The organism is Persephonella sp., from assembly GCF_027023985.1.
Taxonomy (GTDB): Bacteria; Aquificota; Aquificia; order Aquificales; family Hydrogenothermaceae; genus Persephonella_A.
Window position 1 is genome coordinate 1 of record NZ_JALVTW010000018.1, and the last position, 20038, is coordinate 20038.

Below are 20038 nucleotides of genomic sequence, written 5' to 3' on the forward strand. Positions count from 1 at the left end.
GGTTGATAGGCCGCAGGTGGAAGCTCAGCGATGGGTGGAGCCGAGCGGTACTAATCGCCCGTGAGGCTTGGCCTCTTACTTCTTAACAAGCCTGAAATCCTACCCTTATTCTATGGCCAGTTGCCCGGTGCCCATAGCGGGGAGGTAACACCCGGTCCCATTCCGAACCCGGCAGTTAAGCTCCCCAGCGCCTATGATACTGGCCGCGCGAGCGGTCGGGAAAGTTGGTCGGTGCCGGGTATTAATTATTTTCCAAATTTATTTTAACTGTTCCTACCTTTATCTTTATTTCTGCTTTATATAATCTTGGTTTATTAGTATCTATCCACAATTTCCATATCCCTGTCGGTTGCAATATTCCCCCAACATTTATTTTTGTAGGGTCTATCTCAACATATATGACTTTCTTATTGCCAAGCTGTAACTTTTGTCTTTTAACATAAGGCACAAAATAACTCTTTCCATTAAAAAAGATTCTTTTTTTGATAGCTTCATTGCTTATTATTTGCCTGTAATAATAAAGTGTTGCTGTGAGAGGATCCATAAAATTTTGGTTTTTTATTTTCTTTTTGATTAATTTTTCATTCGCTCCTTTAATAATTATTTTTTTGTATAAAATCCATTTTTTGCTAAAAAAATAATCATGTATTTCAATATAAGATTTTTCCTTCTTGTAAAAATGAAATTTTTTAGTGTTAAATTTTTTATCTGATATAGCATTTCCTTCATACTTTATATCTTTTAAGAATCTTAAAAATCCTATTGTATGTGCTTTTGCAAAAGTTTTAATTTCTTTATTTGTTGTTTCATAAGATATACAACTTCTGGCAACATTAAAAAATAAGTAAGACACTTTATAACAATCCTTTTGCAGTTCTGATGCAAAAGAAACCCCACTAATAAGCAAAAAAATCAATAAATGTTTCATAGGGCTATTATTGTATAATTATTAAACAATTTCAATAAGGAGGCTTTTAATGGCTTTAAAACAGGCTGATTTAATAATCACTGATATAGACTTTGTCCTTACCATGGACGAAAACTTAACAGAATTTAGGAATGCAGACATTGTTGTAAAAGATGGAAAAATCATAGATATAGGACAAAATAAAAAAAATGAGTATTTTGGAAGAACAATCATCGGTAAAGGGAAGATAGCCATTCCGGGACTTATTAATACCCATACCCATGCTGCAATGACATTACTTAGAGGATATGGTAGTGACAATCCTTTAAAAGTATGGCTGGAAGAATATATATGGCCTGCGGAAGGGCAATTTGTAAGTTATGAATTTGTGAAGGATGGAACTGAGATTGCTATTTATGAAATGCTTAGGACTGGAACAACAACATTTGTAGATATGTATTTTTATGAAAATGCCGTTGCAGATGTTATAAAAGAAGTTGGGATTAGAGGAGTTTTATCAACTGGTATTCTTGATTTTCCCACCCCTGGAGCAAAAACTCCAGATGAGGGTATAGCAAAGACTATTGATTTTATAAAAGAGTATAAAAATCATCCTTATGTTGTTCCCGCTATCGGTCCTCATGCACCTTATACTTGTTCTCCGGAGACTTTAAAAAAAGCCTACAAAGTAGCTGAGGATTATAACATTGTGTATCACATACACGTTGCAGAAACAGAGTTTGAGGTTAATACAATAAAGGAAAAATATGGAAAAACACCGGTTCATCATCTAAATGAACTTGGTGTGTTATCTGAAAGGACTTTAGCGGCACATATGGTTTACCCTTCAGAAGAAGAAATAGATATTCTTGCAGAAAAAGGTGTAAAAATAGCCCATTGTCCGGAAAGTAATCTAAAACTTGCTTCCGGTGTTGCTCCGGTTCCCACCATGATTGAAAAAGGCGTAAATGTTGCAATAGGGACGGATGGAACGGCTTCAAATGATAATCTTGATGTTATAGGCGAAATATCAACAGCAGCCAAACTACACAAAGGAGTAAACAAAAATCCAACTGTGGTTAATGCAAAAGAAGCTTTGCTTATGGCAACAAGATGGGGTGCAAAAGCAATACTAATGGAGGATAAAATAGGCTCTATTGAGATTGGTAAATTAGCAGATATTGTGCTTATTGATATTATTCAGCCTCATATAAATCCTGTATATGACCCTTATACCCAAATTGTTTATTCTGCAAGTGGACTTGATATTGATACTGTTATTGTAAATGGGGAGGTTAAAGTTTTAAACAAAGAAGTTTTACCTATAGATAAAGAATACCTACTTGAAAAAGCAAACTACTGGAAAGAAAAGATAGAAGCAATTAGAAAGTAATTTAAGCCCGCTTTATGCGGGTTTTTATCACAGGTATTTTGCGATTTCTTCAAGTAAAATCAGAAGGGCATTTTTTACACTTTCTTTGTCTTTTGCCACAAGTGGAACAACTTTAACATCTTCATCAAGGTCTAAGGCTATTCTTATATCCTTTGGATCCCATGCACCTTTTAAATCCTGTTTATTACAGCCTACAATAAAAGGTGCCGGATATCTTGATTCAAAATAATTTATTATTCTACGGGCTTCATGAAATGTTTGAGGGTCTGTTGAATCTACAAGAACTATAAGCCCTACCATCCCTTTTCCAAGAATATCCCACATAAAATCAAATCTGGACTGCCCCGGTGTCCCGAACAGATAGAGAACATGCTCATCATCTATAGTAATTCTTCCAAAGTCCATCGCAACTGTAGTATGATCCTTTACTTCTTTTTCACCTTTTTTTGTTGTTCTGGCTTCGGTTTGAACAGTTTCTATCTCACTAACAGTATTAATAAATTGGGTTTTTCCTGCCGCATAAGGACCTGCTATAACTATTTTAATCTGCTTTTGTTTCGTATTCTTTTTATCTACTGCCATTATAATCCCTTAATCCTTGCTATTATTTTTGATAAGAGTTTTTTTGTAAGGTCAAATCCAATTTTTCTGGTTTTTGGTTTCTTCCTTCTTATTAATCCTGTGGCAAGAAAGCCGTAAAGTATTCTTTGAAGAGTTAATTTATTGATACTTGTTTCATTTAAAATATCTTCAACTGTCCTCTCTCCATCTATGTAAGAAAGAATTTTCTTCTCTGTTTCGCTTAAATGAGATCTATTGGCAATCTCTTCCCAATTTTCAGCTTTTTCAAATTTTAATTTCATATCCGAAATTTTACGGTCAACCTCATTTTGAGATAACTGTCTGCTTAGATACATAATTATTTTTTCAAGGGGTATTACAGGTTTTATATCAGGTGGATATTTTATGAATCCCGGTGTAAAGGAAAAGTTACCTTTTTTAACACCAAGTAATAAAGGAAGTCTGGATACAAGATACTGGTATAATTCATCTTTTGTAATGCCTTCTTTTTGTAATACCTGATTAAAATCAAGATCAAGATATATATAAAATACCTTTTTTACTTCCCGGATATATACCATATCTCCTTCTTTAAAATAAACTGCAAATTTCTTTGCAGGAGATTCTACTACAAGAATTCCGTCTTTTTTATCTCTTTTTAATATTTGGAAAATATCAATAAAATTAAAAGTTTCTAAATTTCCTGTAATTGCCATATTCTAACCTTTAAACTAAGTTTTCTTCTATCTGTTTTGCTGCTCTCTTTATTTCCATTAGTAGTAAACCTAATTTGGCATCTGCAGGGGCAAGTATCCCAAGGACTGCAAGGTCTCCTATTCCCGTAAATATCATATAACCTTTAGAACCTTTTACATATAACTGCTCAAGATTCCCTTTATTTAATTCACTTGTTACTCTCTCCCCAAGTGAAAGTATGGCTGCACCCATAGCAGCAACTCTATCTTCATCTACACCTTCCGGTAATATTGAAGCTATTGCTAAACCATCTGGACTTACAAGCACCGCTCCCTCTGCTCCAGAATTCCTTATCACATTTTGAAGAATTTCGTCAAACCTTGCCATATCAACCTCCTTGGTCTGTGCAAACTTTTATAGAATAACTCAATTTATATGTCTATAACACGTTCTATATCATAAAAATTTTGACGTTTTCTTAATAAAGTTCTCCCTTCTATTAGTATCTATAATATCAGTTAATAACTTCTTTATTAAGTTGTCCAGATCTTTCTGTGTTATCTTTTCGGGGTTTATATTCAATTCTTTTAATCTTTTCTTGAAGAGGAAATTTCCAATAGGACCAATTTCCATAACAAGTACTTCTTTTATTTTATCAAGAACAGAAGGGTCATAATATTCAAATTCTTCTATATTATGAAATATAGGCTCTGTCTCAGTTTCTTTTTTTTCTTCAATTATTTCTTCTTTTTTCTCTTGTTCTACCTGTTGTGGTAGTTCACTAACACCTAATATCTCTTCCAGAGTAGGTATTTCTTCCTCCGATATTTTTTCTTCTTCACCTTTTTCCTCTTCTATTTCTTGAGGTGAGGATAATACACTTTCAAGTTCATGTATATCTTGTGGTAATTCCTCTTTTTCGGTCTCTTCTATTGCTTCCAATTCCTCTGCAAATTTATCCCGAACATCTTCTATTGTTATTTCGTTTTTCTCTTCCTGTGAAATTTCAGGTATTTCTTTTTCCAATGGAACTACTTCCGGAGTTTCTTTTATAAACTCCTCAAAACTTTTTTCTTCGGGTTTTTCTTCAGGTATTTCTTTTGGTTTTTCAATTTCTTCTATTTTAGGTTGTTCAATACTTTCTTCTGTTTCTGTTTTTTCCTCAGGTCCAGTAAGAAACTGGCGAATTTTTTTTGCCGCTGCAACATGAACAAGTTTCAAAAGTGCAAATCTTGTATCGCCTTCAACTATTGAAGCTATCGAGATTTCAGGTGTTACGAATATTACAAATATAGATATATCTTCGCCTTCTGCATATATATATTCTTCACCAAAATCCTCTATAATTTCATTTGTCTGATGTCCCCTTTCTATTATAAGTTTAATAAGCTCGGAAAGATTTTTCTTCTTCCCGGGGTAAATAGTTTTTATTATTTCTGAATTACTTTCCCTAAAAATACCACTAAAAGATGCCCCTGTTTCTGTATATAACCTATCAAGTATCTGTTTTAACTTTTCATCAAATCCCATAACTCCCTCATATTTTTATAGCTCACCCTCTTCAAGTTTTTCTATTATTGTTTTCATACTTATTCTCATTCTTTCGAAAGATTCTGCAAGCTCGGCAAGTTCGTCATTTCCTTCAACTTTTATTTCATAATCAAGATTCCCCATACTAACTTCTTTTAAAGCGTGGGTTACTTCTTTTATTTTTGAGATTATATATTTGTCTATTAGCACTCTAATAAGATAGACAGGGATAAGAAAGGCAATCTGTATGATTATTATAGAATATATGGCTTTCATTAATGCATCTTCTACTCCTGCTGAATTCAAAAGGAAATAAACCAGCACTCCGACAAAAAGAGAACCTAAAACAGAACCACCAAGCACTATCCAGGATATTTCATTTAAAACAGATTTTCTTTTCTCCATAATTTCCTCCTGAAGCCATTAAAAGTTTTAAGGACTAAATTTCTTTTTCTTTTCGTCCTCTTAAAAAATAATATTGAAACAAATAAATCTCAAGGGCAAGGTTAAATAAGTTAATTATGCTTGAAACTGTGTGAACAGTTTTAAATTTTGAGTGTAATTTTTCTGCTTCTGTTTTTTTATTTTCCTGGAGGAGTTGATAGTATTGATAATTGATTGTCCTTGCCATAGGGAGAACTGTCTTATGAAGAGCCATATGGGATAAAACAAGAATTGAGAGAGCAATAATAAAACCCAAATATTTTTTTATAATTACTTTATCTTTTATAGATTTTATTCCTATTAGGGTATAAATAACTATTCCAATTATCCAGCCTGAAGCAAAATAATAAGGAAAAATGAGATTCATTATTTCGCCGGCAGTTTTTTTATCAAAATGGGAAAAAATAACAGGAGCCACAACAAAGGTAGTCCATATATTGGCTCCTATTAAAATACCTATCAGTAATAAAACCAGTAAATCAATATATCTATTCAACTATTTCTAACCTGCTAAAGAAGAAAGGTATTTCATAATCTGCTGACTCTTTAGAGTCAGAGCCATGAACAGCATTTTCACCTATATTTGTTCCGTAAAGCTTTCTTAAGGTTCCTTCTGCAGCTTCTTCAGGGTTAGTTGCTCCCATAATTTCTCTAATTCTCTCTATTGCATTTTCTCCTTCCCATACCATAGCAACAATAGGCCCTGAAGACATAAACTCACATAGCTCATCATAAAATGGTCTTTCTTTATGAACTATATAAAATTGTGCAGCCTGTTCCTTAGTTAACTTTAACTTTTTTAAGGCAACCAGTTTGAATCCTTTTTCTTGAACATGGGCAATGATTTTACCTTCAACTCCTTTTTTTACTGCATCTGGTTTGATTAGCATAAGTGTTCTTTCTACTGCCATTTAATCCTCCGTTTTGTTTTTTCTATTATTATACAGTATCTTATAGAATGAAAAGATATTAAGGCCTATTACAATACCCCATGATATTGCCATAAATAAAGCTCCGTATGTATTAAGCAGATGTTCTTTCATTTTTCTTGCTCCAGGCAATTTTTATTAAAGCAATTCCAAAAACAAGGACAAATAGTATGAATCCTCTTGCTATCCAAATTCCTGTGTTTGATTGGGTAAGTTTATCTGGTAGTTTTTCAACAGCCCAAAAACTAAGTATTATCAGGAGTAATCCAGGTGCAATATATTTCATAATATAGTAAAAAATATCAGGAATTTTTATATCATTGTCTCTGGTCAATTCCTGCCATGCTTTTTTTGAATCATAAATCCAGAAGAATAAAACAGCTTCCAGAAGGGCAAAAATTACAAGACCAAATGTTCCTACCCAAAAATCAAGTTCATCAAGGGCACCTTTTATAAAAATAGGAATATGTGATGTTATAAATAAAAACACTCCTAAGGAAAACACAGCCTTTTGTCTTGAAAATCCCAGTTCATCTTCCAGAAATGCTATTGCAGGCTGACTAAGGGCAATAGAGGATGTAATACCAGCAAAGAAAAGCAGTAAGAACCATATAAAGCTGAAAAACTGGCCAAAAGGTATATTAGCAAAAATTGCTGGTAAACTCATAAAACCAAGGTCAAAAGCTCCTTTACTTGCAATAAGCTGTGTTCCTGCTATTCCAAAGAATATAACAGATGCAGTAATTGCAATAGAGCCTCCCAGAATAACCTCAGCAAACTCGTTAACAGATGCACCAGCAAGACCATTAAGGGCAATATCATCCTTAGGTTTTATGTATGATGCATAAGTTAGGATTGCCCCAAATCCAACACTAAGAGTAAAAAACACCTGTCCTGCAGCTGCAAGCCATACTTTAGGATTTAACAATGCTGAGAAATCAGGATTCCATAGAAATCCAAGACCATCCAAAAAATTTCTTCCATCTGGAGAAGTCAGTGTAAATACTCTAATCATCAGAATAATCGCCATAATAAAGATTGCAGGCATTGCAAATTTGGCAACTTTCTCAATACCTGCACTAACTCCCCTATATAGAATATAAAGGTTCATAAGAAGGGTAATAACAAAGATTATATAGGTTTCTATAGGAGGTGTTAGAAAAATTGAGCTTTTAGAGTTTAGACCTATTTCCTGAACAAGAAAATTTTCAAAGGGCTTTAAATAATTCTCCACATTGCCATCTATAGGTGTTGAAGGCATTTTTCCAAGCAAACTGGAAATACTATATAGCAATGTCCATGATTCTATATATGTGTAATAAACCACTACAACTAAAGGAATTAAAATTCCCAAAAGTCCCAAATATTTTGCAATTGGATTTTTCCACAAATAGTTAAAAACTGCCACCGCTGTTCCGTGCCCTTTTGCTCCTCCATATCTTCCCAATGCCCACTCTATCCATAGAAGTGGTATTCCCAGCAAAAGCAAAGAAATCATATATGGAATCATAAAAGCACCACCACCATTATCAGCAGCCTGAACAGGAAATCTCAAAAAATTCCCAAGACCTATAGCATTTCCGGCAACAGCAAGAATAAGTCCTATCCTACTGCCCCAATGTTCTCTTTTTATCATTTTGCCCCCATATTTTTGTTTTGTTGATTAGTATCAAAAACAAAGCATATTATATATAATAACTTATTATAGGTATGGACAATAATTACTTAGGGATTTAAATGGAAATTTTCGCAACAGGTTTAAACTACAAAACTGCTCCAGTTGAAATAAGGGAAAAGTTAGCCATCACAGAGGATATGTATCCTGAAATCCTATCAAAACTAAACCAAATTCCAACAATTTATGAAAGTTGCATCTTATCTACATGTAACAGAGTTGAGATTTATGGAATAACTGATGATATACAGAACTCTTTTAATGAAATTCTTAAAATACTTTCATCATATTCAGGAATAAAAATTGATGAACTAAAAAAGTATGTATTTCTATACATAGATAAAGAAGCGATCAAACATATATTCAGTGTTTCTTCCAGCATAGACTCCATGGTAATTGGAGAGCCTCAAATTGTATGCCAGTTTAAAGATGCATTCTCAAAATCTAGAGAACAGAAAACAGTTAAACATATAATGACAAGACTTTTTGATAAAGCAATGAATGTTTCCAAAAAAATCAGAACTTCAACAGGCATAAGCAAAAGGGCTGTCTCAATAAGCTATGCTGCAATTGAACTTGCAAAAAAAATATTCGGAGATTTATCAGACAAAAATGTTCTTCTCCTTGGTGCCGGAGAAATGGCTGAGCTTGCTGCGAGACATCTGGCATCTTCAGGGGTAAAACATATTTTTGTATCAAACAGAACATTTGAAAAAGCCGTCCAACTGGCAGATGAGTTCGGCGGTTCAGCAATAAGATTTAACAAATTGTTTGAATTTCTCCCTGAAGCAGACATAATCATTGTCTCAACAGGTGCAAAAGAGCCTATTCTCAGGAAAGAGCATTTCAAATCCATTGAAAAACAAAGACACGGGAAACCTGTGTTCATCATAGATATATCTGTCCCAAGAAATGTAGCAGACGACGTAAATGAACTGGAAAATGTATTTTTATACAACATAGATGACCTTAAAACAGTAGTAGATAAAAACCTGGAAGAAAGAAAAATCGCCGCAGAAAGTGCAAAACTCCTTATTGAAGAAGAGGTGACCAAGTTTGATAAATGGTTAAAACAACTGAAGGTAAATCCTGTTATATCAAAGGTCAGAAACTATGCAGATGAAATTAGAGAAGCACAGCTTGAAAGATTATTTAGGGATATGCCATATCTAAATGAAAAGGAAAGAGAAAATATAGACCTCGCTGTCAGGGCTATAATCAACAAACTTCTCCATCGTCCAACAATGTATATAAAAGACAAAGCCACTAAAGAAAACAGCGAACTGTATGTAGAGATATTTGAAGATATGTTTAGTTCAAGATGGGATTTAAGAAGAAAACATACAAACAAGACACCTTCTAAGAAAGGAAAAGGCAGTGAAAAATAAGATACTGCTTTATGTTGCTGTATTCTTTCTTATTTTAATTTTGTTTTCCCAGATAACCCAAATATTCACAGGAATAGAAATATCAAAGCTAAAACCTGTGCAAGGAAAAATAGAAAACTTTACCTTAGTCGGTGTTAATTCAGACAGATATATCTTAAAAGGTAAAAGTATGTTAGAACTTCAGAATAGAATACTAATAGATAATTTCAATCTTAAATACATAAAAAATAATGAAACTATCTTTATTAATTCAGAGCAAGCTACATATCACAAAAGGAAAAATTTCCTGGATTTATTTAAGAATGTTAAAATAACAACAGGCAAAATGAAGTTATATACAGATAAGTTAAGAATTCTTGTTAATGAACGAAGAGCTTATAATACAACAAAAGTAAAGCTTGTATCTGATAATATGGAAACCTTGGGAGAAAATATTTTTATAAATTTAAAACAGGAAAATATGAAACTTGAAAATGTAAAAACCATATACAGAGGTTCTTAAGTATGCTAAGACTTCTTATAACTTTTTTGCTAATAACCGGAACAATATATGCAGAAACAACAGGAAAAAAACAAATACCTATTGTTATAGAAGCTGATACTTTAAACTATTCTAAAAAAGACAATCTACTTATATATAAAGGAAATGTTGTCGTTAAAAAAGAAGATTTTGTTCTACACTCAGACATGTTAAAAATACTCCTTGACCAGAAAGGAGATATAAACCGAATAATAGCTATAGGACATGTTCATTTTAAAAAAGGAAATAGAACAGGAAAAAGTGATAAAGCAGAATATTTTAAGGATAAAAACTACATAATACTAACAGGCAATGCACAACTACAGCAAAATAATAACATAATAGAAGGGGAGAAAATCATATATTATCTTGATACAGAAAAAGCAGAGGTTGTCGGTCAAAAGAAAAGAGTTAGAACCATATTCTTCCCTAAAGAAGAACAAGGGGAGAAATAACCATGACATATTTAGAGTTTTTCGGTCTAAAAGAAGACCCTTTTAAAATAACGCCAGACCATAAATATTTTTATCCTTCCAGAGCCCATAGAATAGCCGATGATTTGCTTAAATATGTAGTTAAACATGGTGAGGGTTTTTGTGTTATTACAGGAGAACCGGGAACAGGAAAAACAACAGTTATAAGAAAATTCATCAGTTCACTGAAAGACAATATTATATATGCCCTTATACTGACACCTAATTTACAGCCTGATGAGTTTCTAAAAGTTGTCTTTGAAGACTTAGGAATTCAGATTGAAGCAGATTCAAAACATGAACTTCTAAAAAAATTCAGGGATTTTCTTGAAGAAAAAGTAAAAGAGGGCAAAAAAGTAATGATTATTGTTGATGAAGCCCAAAATCTTCCTGTTGAAACGCTGGAAGAACTGAGACTTCTTTCTAATCTGGAAACAGAAAATGAAAAACTTGTTCAGATAATACTTCTGGGACAGCCTGAGCTTGATAAAAAATTAAAACTGCCTGAACTAAGACAGTTAAATCAGCGAATAACAAACAAAATAAAACTATTTCCGTTATCTGAGGATGAAACATTCAGGTATATATATCACCGTCTCGCAATAGCAGGTAAAGGAAACATTAGATTTGAAGATAAAGCAGTTAAAAAAATACATAAATACTCAAAAGGTATCCCAAGATTAATAAACATACTTGCTTCCCGTTCATTAATGTCTGCATTTATGTTAGGTTCATTTGTTGTTAAACCTGAAAATGTAGATGCAGCAAAAGAAACCCTTAATCCTGATATGGTGGGAAGTGATTCAATAGACCTATTTACCAGAAACAAAATCATCATATACTCGTTGATAATTGCCAACGTTATAGGTATTATGTATTTAGTTTATAAACTGTTTATTGAGGGATGAATGGAAAAAGAAATAAAAAAAGTAAAATCAATTAAAGGAACATTAAGAGTTCCTTCTGATAAATCCATTTCCCACAGAGCAATAATAATCACATCCCTTGCAGACGGAATAAGCACTGTTAAAAATTTCCTCAGGGCAGGGGACACATTAACAACCCTTAGCGTATACAGAAAATTAGGTGTAAAAATAGAAGATGAAAATCAGGTTTTAAAAGTTCATGGAAAAGGATTAAAAGGGCTTACTGAACCTGATGATATTCTTGATATGGGTAATTCAGGAACAACAACAAGGCTGACTATGGGCGTTCTTGCAGGGCAGGATTTGTTCGCAGTTATGACAGGGGATGATAGCCTTAGGAAAAGACCTATGGGAAGGGTTATAAAACCTTTATCAGAAATGAATGCAATTTTGTATGGAAGAAATAATAATAATCTTCTCCCTGTTGCAGTAAAAGGAAATAGATTGAAAGGAATATACTTCTTTAATGAAAAAGCAAGTGCCCAGGTAAAGTCTGCCCTTTTGCTTGCAGGACTTAACTCTGAAGGAGAAACTATCGTTGAAGAACCTGTAAAATCAAGAGACCATACAGAAAAAATGCTTATCTCAATGGGGGCAGATATAAAAATAGATGAAGACAGCACCTATAAAGTCAGTATAAAGTCCGGAAAATCTTTATCCCCGATAGAAATAGATGTTCCTGCAGATCCTTCTTCAGCTGCATTTTTTGCTGCTGCTGCAGTGATTGTTCCCGATTCTGAGCTTACTCTAAAAGATATCTTAATTAATCCCACAAGGGACGGATTTTTCAGAAAACTAAAGGAAATGGGAGCAGATATAGAATACACAAATATAAGAGAAAAGGCCGGAGAACAGGTTGCAGATATAATAGTCAGATACTCTCCTGACCTGAAAGGAATAGAGATTAAAAAAGAAGATATTGCCTCAATGGTTGATGAGATTCCTGTCCTTGCAATAGTAGCAACACAGGCAGAAGGAGAAACAATCATAACAGGTGCCGAGGAATTAAGGGTAAAAGAAAGTGACAGAATAAAAGCTGTGGTTGAGAATTTCAAAAGACTTGAATTACAGATAGAAGAACTACCAGACGGTATGATTATCCGTGGCAAACAAAAAATAAAAGGTGGTATCGTAGATAGTTATAAAGACCACAGGATTGCCATGGCTTTCAGCATTTTAGGATTAATCTCTGAAAATGGTATTAAAATAAAAGATGCCGATTGTGCGTATATATCCTATCCTACATTTTATGAAGACCTGCAGTCTGTAATACACAAGTAATTATTTTTTCCTGTATAACCAGAAAAGTATAGCCCCAAAATAAGCTATAACGATAATTGCATAAACAGCAGGATTGATACTGCCTTTCTGGATTAGCTTTATAAAATAAGTATTAAATGCCATATAAATAATTGAGATAATAACAACAATGCCAATTAAAGTATCTCTGCTCTTTTCAACCTGAATTCCCATCAAAAACCCAATGATCCCGATAAACAAAAATGGAATAGTAAACAAAATCCTATCCGTTAAAACTGCGATAGCCCTGTTCCTTTGCCCGTTATTTTTTTCTTTTATAATCTCAATCAGCTTTTCATTCTCCATATCTTCAAATTCATACTTTTTCATATAATCTACAGATAAATCGAAATCATACTTTTCAAACTTGAGCAGGTTAAAACCTTCCTGTGAAGGAATCTGTATATAGCCATTTTTTAGGATTATATGATTTCCTCTAAATGTCGCTTTTTTTGCAGATATGCTCAGTCCACCATTTCCGTTATATATAAAGATATCTTCCATTGAGTTTTCATTTTTTTTGCCAACGTAAATAGTTAGCCTTTCTGAAAGTTTCATAAAGTTTTTTTCTGAAACAGAATCAAGTATATGTTGCTTAACATTAATTGTTATGAACTGTGCCCTTTCCCTGTTTGCATATGGCACAAGAAAAAGACTTATAATACCTGCAAGTATCACAAAAACAATTGATAGCCATATAACAGGAGAAACAAGTTGCCCCCGGGAAACCCCTGAAGAATAAATCGCATATATTTCCCTATTCTCCCGTAACGAATAACCAACTATAAGAGAAGCAATAAAAAATCCAAAAAATACCTGATATTTTAAAAATGAAAGATTTACAAAAAACAAAACCTGTAAAAATTTAAAAAGCCCTATATGATACAAAATAGATGGCAGGTGAAGAAGCTGGGAAGATACAATTACAATAGAAAAAAAACCAATAAGCAGTAAAAAGTTTTTTATCAGATTCCAGCTGATATAACGATATAGTATTTTCATCTATAAGATTTTAGCATAATTACAGCTTACGGACGAATCCCTTTGAAAGATTATGTTTCTTTTTAAATTGATAAGCCTCTTTCCTATTTTTAAAACTTCCTATTAAAACTTTATATAGTTTTCCTTCTTTGTGAATATAAACATTTGGAAGATTAAGCTTTTTCTTAAGTTTTTCAGCATTTGATAAAGAACTTAATGCTCCTATCTGTATGTAATAACCTGATGGAAGGTTTGAAACCACTACAGGTTTACCAGAAGTTTTTGTCTTTACCGGTGTCTTTTTAGCTACCTTTTCTGTTTTTTTAGCAATTTCTTTACTTTCTGTTTTTGCTTTTGCTGTTGTTGCTTTAGTATTTTCGGATTTTTTAGCTGTATTTTGTTTTGCTTCCTTCTTGACCTGTTTTGGAGTTTCCTGTTTTTTCTTTTCAGGTTTAACGGCTTTTACCTGGCTTGCTGTCTTTTCTTCTAATTTTTTAATTGCTTCCTCTGCTGTGGTTTCTGTCTTGTTTTCTTTCTTTACTTCCTGCTTTTGTTCTGCTTGGGATATATCGGCTTGATTTTCTTTTACTTCTTGATTTTGTGCTGCCTGCTGAGTAGAAACAGGATTTACAGGTTTCTGGGTGTTTTCGGCCACAATATTAACTTCCGGCTCAGATACAGTTTTATCTTTTCCTGAATACAGATAAACTCCTATGATAGCAAACACAATAACAATAAAAATTCCTGACAAAAATATTATTACTCTTTCTATCTTTTCCTGTCTATTTTTTACTTCTTCAATCCTCTTTATTGCATCTTTTAAATCCTGGTCCATTTTACATCCTCTCTACAGGAGTTATTCCCATTAGCTTAAAAAGTGTTCTAAGGGCTTCCCTAATAGCTTTTAAAAGATACAGTCTTGCCCTCATTAAATTTTCGTCATCACCAATTAAAAACTTAAAGTTGTTGTAATAGTAATGGAACTGGGATGCAAGTTCATAGGTTATCTGTGTTAGCTTATGGGGTTGCTGTTTAATAGCTGCTTCTCTGATTAAATCCGGTATAAAGGCAAGGTCTTTTATTAATGCCCTTTCTGTCTCTTCTTTTAGAAGGGATATATCTGCTTCAAAATCTTTTTCAGGGTCAAGTCCAAATCTTTCTTTTGCCTCCCTGAAGACACTGCAAATTCTTGCGTGGGCATACTGGACATAATAGACAGGGTTTTCTGATGATTTTTTTAAGGCAAGGTCTATATCAAAATTCAGGTGTGTATTACTGTCTTTGGTTAGGAAGAAATATATAACAGCATCTTTGCCTACTTCGTTTATTAGGTCTTTCAGGGTTACAAACTCACCTGCCCTTTTGGACATTTTGACTTCTTTGCCTTCTTTGAACAGCTTAACAAGCTGAATGAAAATCACCCTTAACCAGTCATCTGGCACACCAAAGGCTTTAACCGCAGCTTTTAGCCTTGGGAAATATCCGTGATGGTCTGCACCCCAAACATTCAGGGCAAAATCATATCCCCTCTGGAATTTATCATAATGATAGGCTATATCTGCTGCAAAGTATGTATATGAACCATCTGATTTTATAATAACCCTGTCTTTGTCATCTCCATAAATGGAGGTTTTTACCCATACTGCACCTTCCTTTTCATAAATAAGACCCTTTTCTTTCAGAAAGTTAATAGCCTCGTCTACTTTTCCGGAGGTATAAAGCTTTTTCTCACTGAACCATATATCAAATTCAACACCAAACTCTTTAAGGTCATTTTTTATTTTCTCTAAAAGCATCTCTTTGGCAAACTCTGCACAAAAATCTATAGCCTGCTGCTTATCAACAAAAGAGAGTATTTTTTCCCTTTCGTATTTATATAGATGCTGTGCTATCTCTTTTATATACTCCCCGTGATATCCATCTTCCGGGAATGGATAATCAGGTTCTTCTATCTGGCGAAATCTTGCATATACAGACTCACCTAATTTTTTAATCTGGTTGCCGGCATCATTTATATAAAATTCCCTATCTACTTTATAGCCAATATACTCAAACAGATTTGATTGAACATTTCCTACAACTGCTCCTCTACCGTGTCCAAGATGGAGAGGTCCTGTTGGATTTGCACTTACGAACTCAACATTTACCCGGCCAAGATTTTTTTCCTTAGCGGCTCCGTAATTGTCCTTTTCTTTTAATATCGTTTCTAAAACTTTTTTGTAATATTCCTGTGATAAGAACAGATTTATAAATCCGGCTCCGGCAACTTCAACTTTTGAAAATTCCGGCAGCTTCTCCAGAATTTCTTTAATCTGATTTGCTATATCCAGAGGCTTTTTCTTCAGAGTTTTTGTAAGTAAAAAGGCAACATTTATTGAAAGGTCTCCAAATTTGTCTTCCTTTGGAATATCAATTTTTATTTTATCAGCAACTTCTTTAACCTGTGGTATTTCTTTTTCTAATGTGGTCAATATTTTCTCTTTAAGCTCCTGTTTCATTTTTCTCCTTCTTCAGTTTTTTAATTTATTTTACAATAATAAGGTTGCCTAAAATAACACAAAGAGGTGGGAAAGTGCAGAAGTTCATATTTATTACCGGCGGTGTTTTATCCTCCCTTGGAAAAGGCGTTGCATCTGCAAGTATCGGTTCAATTCTTGAAAGTATGGGCTATAAAATTACCTTTTTGAAACTTGACCCTTATCTGAATATAGACCCAGGGACAATGAACCCTTATCAGCATGGAGAGGTTTATGTTACTGAGGATGGAGCAGAAACAGACCTTGATTTAGGGCATTATGAGAGATTTACCAATGTTGTTTTAACCAAATACAACAATACAACTTCTGGAAAGCTATATCACACACTTTTAGAAAAAGAAAGAAGAGGTGCTTATCTTGGTGCTACTGTTCAGGTTATTCCCCATTTCACTAATGAAATTATCAGAAGTATAGAAAAAGCAGCAGCAAAATCGGAAATAGCACTGGTAGAAATCGGCGGAACAGTAGGAGATATAGAAAGTTTGCCATTTTTAGAGGCTATCAGACAGATGGGTCTTGAGCTTGGAAGGGAAAATGCTCTGTTTATTCATCTTACATACGTTCCATATATAAAAGCTGCAGGAGAGTTGAAAACAAAACCTTCCCAGCATTCAGTAAAGGAACTTAGAGCAATAGGTATCCAGCCTGATATTCTGATATGCCGTGCAGACAGACCGCTACCTAAGGCAATTAAAAGAAAACTTGCACTATTTACAAATGTTGATGAAGAGGCGGTTATATCCGCACCTGATGTAGATATTATTTATAAATTACCCCTTTATTTCCACAGAGAAAAAATTGACCAGATTATTGCCAGACAGCTGAACCTTGAATATAAAGAACCTGACCTAAAACACTGGCAAAAAATTGTTAATACCCTTTCAAAACTAACTGAAGAAGTTGATATTGCCGTTGTCGGAAAATATGTTGAACTTAAAGATGCTTACAAAAGTATCATAGAAGCCTTTACCCATGCTCAAATTCCAAACAATGTAAAAGTAAATCTCCACTGGATAAATGCAGATGAATTGACAGAAGAAAATATTGAGGAAAAATTAAAAGATGTAGATGGTATTCTGGTTCCCGGTGGATTTGGAGAAAGAGGTGTTGAAGGAAAGATACTAACGGCAAAATACGCAAGGGAAAATAAAATCCCATACTTTGGAATATGTCTTGGTATGCAGGTTGCAGTTATTGAATTTGCCAGAAATGTGGCAGGACTAAAAGAGGCTAACTCAACAGAGTTTGACCAGAACACCCCCTATCCTGTAATAGACCTTATGCCTGAACAGAGAGGGGTTGATAAAAAAGGTGGAACAATGAGACTTGGTGCTTATAAATGCACACTGGTAGAAGGGACAAAGGCTTACTCAATATACGGAGAAAAAGAAATCTATGAAAGACACAGACATAGATATGAGGTAAATCCGGAATTTAGACCTATATTAGAGGAAAACGGGCTTGTGGTTTCAGGGGTTTATAAAGCAAAAAATCTGGTTGAAATTATTGAACTTCCTGAAGACAAGCATCCATGGTTTGTTGCTTGCCAATTTCACCCTGAATTTAAGAGCAAACCGTTCAAGCCACATCCATTATTTGTGGCATTTGTTAAGGCTTCTTATGAAAAGAAAAAAGGTAAACAAAAATGAATATCTTAGACAAGCTGTTTAACCCTAAATCAATAGCAATTATAGGAGCAACGGATAAAAAGGAAAAAGTAGGATATGCAATTTTCAGAAATATTATAGATGGTGGTTTTAAAGGAAAGGTATACCCTGTAAACAAACGACTTAAAGAGTTAGAAGGGTATACCGTTTATTCATCTGTGCTGGAAATTCCCGACCAGATAGACCTTGCAATAATTGCTATTCCTATTGTTTATATCCCAGAAGTTTTTGACCAGCTTGGAAAGAAAGGAGTTAAAACAGCAGTTGTGATATCAGCAGGTGGAAAGGAAGCCGGTGAAGAGGGTAGGAAAATAGAAGAAACCTTGAAGGAAAAAGCAAAACAGTATGGAATAAGATTTCTAGGTCCTAACTGTCTTGGATTTGCAAATACACTAATTGACCTGAATGCTAACTTTGGACTGGATAAACCACTTAAAGGAAAAACTGCTTTTATTTCCCAAAGTGGTGCCTTATTTACAGCTATTATGGACTGGGCACTTCAAGAGAAAATAGGATTTTCTTACGCGGTTAGCATAGGAAATATGGCTGATATAGATTTTGGAGACCTTATTGAGTATTTAGGAGAAAAGGAAGAAGTAGAAACGATCCTTATATATATGGAAAGTCTCACAAGACCTGAAAAGTTTGTTAAGGCTTGCCGCAATATCACACTTAAAAAACCTGTAATAATCGCAAAAGCAGGAAAATCAGAAGCAGGACAGAAAGCAGCCGTATCCCATACAGGAGCAATAGCAGGAAAAGACTTTTTATACTCGGCTTTATTCAAAAGGGTAGGAGCCCTAAGGGTTGAAAATGTTCTACAGCTGTTTGATATGACAGAGGCCTTATCCAAAGAACCTATTCCTGAGGGAAACAGCTTTGCTGTTGTTACAAACGCAGGTGGACCCGGGGTTATGGCTGCAGATGAGTTTGATAAATGGCATACTCCACCTGCCAAACTATCTGAAGAAACAATGGAAAAGCTTAATCAGATACTTCCACCGGTATGGAGTCATAACAACCCTGTAGATATAATCGGAGATGCTCCACCTGAAAGATATAGAGAAACATTAAAAATTCTGTTTGATGCTCCTGAAATAGACGGAATAATCTGTATCCTTACCCCCCAATTTATGACTAAACCACTGGAAAGCGCACAGGCTTTTTACGAGATATCCAAAGACCAGAAAAAACCTTTTTATTCTGTTCTACTGGGAGGAGAAAAACTAGAGCAGGCCAAACAATTTTTGGAAGAACATGATATTCCGGTTTTTGAAACACCTGAAGAAGCTGTTGATAGCATGTTTATGGCTTGGGAATATAGATACAACACAAAACTTTTATCAAAAGATAACATATCCCTAAGGGTAGATAGGAAAATTGAGGTTGAAAAATTTATAGTATCTAAAATAGAAAACAATCAGCTTTTGTTAACAGAATTAGATGTTAAAAAAATTCTGAAAGCTTACGGTATACCTGTAAATCCTACGTTCAATGCTAAAACAAAAGAGGATGCAATAAAAATAGCACAGGAAATAGGCTTTCCTGTGGTCATGAAAATAAATTCACCGGATATACTTCATAAATCAGATGCCGGCTGTGTAATTCTTGATATTAAGGATATATCTCAGGCTGAAAAGGCATACGAAACTATTATCCAGAATGCTATTGCTTACAAAAAAGATGCAAGAATAGAGGGTGTTATTGTAGAAAAACAGGTTAAAGGAGATTTTGAGCTGGTTATAGGAAGCAGCTATGACAGATTGTTTAAACAATATATTATGTTTGGAATGGGTGGAACATTTGTTGAATTTTTTAAAGATGTATCATTTGATTTTATTCCCCTATCAGAAACAGTTGCAAAGGAAATTATTTCTTCAACCAAGATTTATAAACTTTTAAAAGAGGGTTTCAGAGATAAAAAACCGGTGGAAATCAGAAACCTTGTAAATATATTAATGAATGTATCTAATTTATTACAAAGTTTTCCGGAAATTGAAGAACTGGATATAAATCCACTGATTGTAAAAGAAAATCAGGTATGGGCTGTAGATGGAAGGATAAAACTCCAATCAGAAATTAGAAAAAATTCAATCCTTGTTTAAGGAGGTG

The 20038-nt window shown here is 33.9% G+C and carries 20 protein-coding genes and 2 rRNA genes; 10 read left to right on the forward strand and 12 right to left on the reverse strand.

What is annotated here, in order from left to right; all coding sequences use genetic code 11:
* A 23S ribosomal RNA gene (locus MVE07_RS05350) occupies positions 1–75 on the forward strand; the annotation flags it as partial.
* 48 nt (positions 76–123) lie between these two features.
* Positions 124–240, forward strand: a 5S ribosomal RNA gene (rrf, locus tag MVE07_RS05355).
* A gap of 1 nt (position 241) precedes the next feature.
* Here the strand turns inward: rrf and MVE07_RS05360 are convergent.
* Positions 242–853, reverse strand: a complete 612-nt coding sequence (locus MVE07_RS05360) for a DUF3108 domain-containing protein (RefSeq protein ID WP_297455060.1) — start codon at positions 851–853, stop codon at positions 242–244.
* Between the two features lie 124 nt (positions 854–977).
* On the opposite strand from MVE07_RS05360, the gene MVE07_RS05365 reads away from it, so the two are divergent.
* The gene (locus tag MVE07_RS05365) at positions 978–2300 is read left to right on the forward strand and encodes an amidohydrolase (RefSeq protein WP_297455063.1); all 1323 of its coding nucleotides are present in this window, start codon (positions 978–980) and stop codon (positions 2298–2300) included.
* A 27-nt stretch (positions 2301–2327) separates the two neighbouring features.
* Here MVE07_RS05365 and MVE07_RS05370 read toward each other — a convergent pair whose 3' ends face one another.
* The 8 genes from MVE07_RS05370 to MVE07_RS05405 form a co-directional block, all read right to left on the reverse strand.
* Entirely contained in the window at positions 2328–2882 is a 555-nt protein-coding gene (locus MVE07_RS05370; protein WP_297455065.1) for an ATP/GTP-binding protein, read from the reverse strand.
* Positions 2882–3577: a DUF4388 domain-containing protein gene (locus MVE07_RS05375; protein ID WP_297455068.1), complete on the reverse strand. Its 696-nt coding sequence runs from the start codon at positions 3575–3577 to the stop codon at positions 2882–2884. The genes MVE07_RS05370 and MVE07_RS05375 overlap by 1 nt, the downstream gene beginning before the upstream one ends.
* A gap of 10 nt (positions 3578–3587) precedes the next feature.
* Positions 3588–3944 carry a roadblock/LC7 domain-containing protein gene (locus tag MVE07_RS05380; protein ID WP_297455071.1) on the reverse strand — a complete coding sequence of 119 codons (357 nt, stop codon included), beginning with the start codon at positions 3942–3944 and terminating at the stop codon, positions 3588–3590.
* A 69-nt stretch (positions 3945–4013) separates the two neighbouring features.
* Positions 4014–5087, reverse strand: a complete 1074-nt coding sequence (locus MVE07_RS05385) for a hypothetical protein (RefSeq protein WP_297455073.1) — start codon at positions 5085–5087, stop codon at positions 4014–4016.
* A gap of 15 nt (positions 5088–5102) precedes the next feature.
* Entirely contained in the window at positions 5103–5492 is a 390-nt protein-coding gene (locus MVE07_RS05390) for a HAMP domain-containing protein (protein ID WP_297455076.1), read from the reverse strand.
* A gap of 34 nt (positions 5493–5526) precedes the next feature.
* Positions 5527–6027, reverse strand: coding sequence for a DUF4149 domain-containing protein (locus MVE07_RS05395; protein WP_297455080.1), 501 nt, complete (start codon positions 6025–6027; stop codon positions 5527–5529).
* On the reverse strand, positions 6020–6442 hold the full coding sequence (gene ndk / locus MVE07_RS05400; RefSeq protein ID WP_297455082.1) for a nucleoside-diphosphate kinase: 423 nt from the start codon (positions 6440–6442) through the stop codon (positions 6020–6022). Before ndk ends, MVE07_RS05395 begins: the two co-directional genes overlap by 8 nt.
* A gap of 112 nt (positions 6443–6554) precedes the next feature.
* On the reverse strand, positions 6555–8096 hold the full coding sequence (locus MVE07_RS05405) for a sodium-dependent transporter (RefSeq protein ID WP_297455085.1): 1542 nt from the start codon (positions 8094–8096) through the stop codon (positions 6555–6557).
* Positions 8097–8197: 101 nt separating this feature from the next.
* Between MVE07_RS05405 and hemA the strand changes: the two genes are divergently transcribed.
* From hemA to aroA, 5 genes are read left to right on the forward strand one after another with little or no spacing between them, the layout of a single operon-like run.
* Positions 8198–9523 carry a glutamyl-tRNA reductase gene (gene hemA / locus MVE07_RS05410; RefSeq protein WP_297455088.1) on the forward strand — a complete coding sequence of 442 codons (1326 nt, stop codon included), beginning with the start codon at positions 8198–8200 and terminating at the stop codon, positions 9521–9523.
* Positions 9513–10025 (forward strand): LPS export ABC transporter periplasmic protein LptC, encoded by a 513-nt coding sequence (gene lptC / locus MVE07_RS05415; RefSeq protein ID WP_297455091.1) that lies wholly within the window; start codon positions 9513–9515, stop codon positions 10023–10025. Before hemA ends, lptC begins: the two co-directional genes overlap by 11 nt.
* Before the next feature lie 2 nt (positions 10026–10027).
* Positions 10028–10498, forward strand: a complete 471-nt coding sequence (gene lptA / locus MVE07_RS05420; protein ID WP_297455094.1) for a lipopolysaccharide transport periplasmic protein LptA — start codon at positions 10028–10030, stop codon at positions 10496–10498.
* Positions 10499–10500: 2 nt separating this feature from the next.
* Complete coding sequence (locus MVE07_RS05425; protein ID WP_297455097.1) at positions 10501–11424, forward strand: AAA family ATPase; 924 nt, start codon at positions 10501–10503, stop codon at positions 11422–11424.
* Positions 11425–12723 carry a 3-phosphoshikimate 1-carboxyvinyltransferase gene (aroA, locus tag MVE07_RS05430; RefSeq protein WP_297455101.1) on the forward strand — a complete coding sequence of 433 codons (1299 nt, stop codon included), beginning with the start codon at positions 11425–11427 and terminating at the stop codon, positions 12721–12723.
* On the opposite strand, the gene MVE07_RS05435 is transcribed toward aroA, so the two are convergent.
* From MVE07_RS05435 to argS, 3 genes are read right to left on the reverse strand one after another with little or no spacing between them, the layout of a single operon-like run.
* Complete coding sequence (locus tag MVE07_RS05435; protein WP_297455102.1) at positions 12724–13743, reverse strand: LptF/LptG family permease; 1020 nt, start codon at positions 13741–13743, stop codon at positions 12724–12726.
* A gap of 19 nt (positions 13744–13762) precedes the next feature.
* On the reverse strand, positions 13763–14557 hold the full coding sequence (locus MVE07_RS05440) for an SPOR domain-containing protein (protein WP_297455105.1): 795 nt from the start codon (positions 14555–14557) through the stop codon (positions 13763–13765).
* A 1-nt stretch (position 14558) separates the two neighbouring features.
* On the reverse strand, positions 14559–16220 hold the full coding sequence (gene argS / locus MVE07_RS05445) for an arginine--tRNA ligase (protein WP_297455108.1): 1662 nt from the start codon (positions 16218–16220) through the stop codon (positions 14559–14561).
* A 74-nt stretch (positions 16221–16294) separates the two neighbouring features.
* Between argS and MVE07_RS05450 the strand changes: the two genes are divergently transcribed.
* Positions 16295–17908 carry a CTP synthase gene (locus MVE07_RS05450; RefSeq protein ID WP_297455111.1) on the forward strand — a complete coding sequence of 538 codons (1614 nt, stop codon included), beginning with the start codon at positions 16295–16297 and terminating at the stop codon, positions 17906–17908.
* Positions 17905–20031, forward strand: coding sequence for an acetate--CoA ligase (locus MVE07_RS05455; protein WP_297455114.1), 2127 nt, complete (start codon positions 17905–17907; stop codon positions 20029–20031). The genes MVE07_RS05450 and MVE07_RS05455 overlap by 4 nt, the downstream gene beginning before the upstream one ends.
* The last annotated feature ends 7 nt before the right edge of the window (positions 20032–20038 follow it).

Coding starts and splice junctions, on each gene's coding strand:
- MVE07_RS05375 (WP_297455068.1), bottom strand. CDS start 3,577: ATGGCAATTACAGGAAATTTAGAAACTTTTAATTTTATTGATATTTTC.
- MVE07_RS05405 (WP_297455085.1), bottom strand. CDS start 8,096: ATGATAAAAAGAGAACATTGGGGCAGTAGGATAGGACTTATTCTTGCT.
- MVE07_RS05425 (WP_297455097.1), top strand. CDS start 10,501: ATGACATATTTAGAGTTTTTCGGTCTAAAAGAAGACCCTTTTAAAATA.
- lptA (WP_297455094.1), top strand. CDS start 10,028: ATGCTAAGACTTCTTATAACTTTTTTGCTAATAACCGGAACAATATAT.
- MVE07_RS05455 (WP_297455114.1), top strand. CDS start 17,905: ATGAATATCTTAGACAAGCTGTTTAACCCTAAATCAATAGCAATTATA.
- MVE07_RS05365 (WP_297455063.1), top strand. CDS start 978: ATGGCTTTAAAACAGGCTGATTTAATAATCACTGATATAGACTTTGTC.
- ndk (WP_297455082.1), bottom strand. CDS start 6,442: ATGGCAGTAGAAAGAACACTTATGCTAATCAAACCAGATGCAGTAAAA.
- aroA (WP_297455101.1), top strand. CDS start 11,425: ATGGAAAAAGAAATAAAAAAAGTAAAATCAATTAAAGGAACATTAAGA.
- MVE07_RS05440 (WP_297455105.1), bottom strand. CDS start 14,557: ATGGACCAGGATTTAAAAGATGCAATAAAGAGGATTGAAGAAGTAAAA.
- MVE07_RS05370 (WP_297455065.1), bottom strand. CDS start 2,882: ATGGCAGTAGATAAAAAGAATACGAAACAAAAGCAGATTAAAATAGTT.
- MVE07_RS05380 (WP_297455071.1), bottom strand. CDS start 3,944: ATGGCAAGGTTTGACGAAATTCTTCAAAATGTGATAAGGAATTCTGGA.
- MVE07_RS05435 (WP_297455102.1), bottom strand. CDS start 13,743: ATGAAAATACTATATCGTTATATCAGCTGGAATCTGATAAAAAACTTT.
- hemA (WP_297455088.1), top strand. CDS start 8,198: ATGGAAATTTTCGCAACAGGTTTAAACTACAAAACTGCTCCAGTTGAA.
- MVE07_RS05385 (WP_297455073.1), bottom strand. CDS start 5,087: ATGGGATTTGATGAAAAGTTAAAACAGATACTTGATAGGTTATATACA.
- MVE07_RS05390 (WP_297455076.1), bottom strand. CDS start 5,492: ATGGAGAAAAGAAAATCTGTTTTAAATGAAATATCCTGGATAGTGCTT.
- argS (WP_297455108.1), bottom strand. CDS start 16,220: ATGAAACAGGAGCTTAAAGAGAAAATATTGACCACATTAGAAAAAGAA.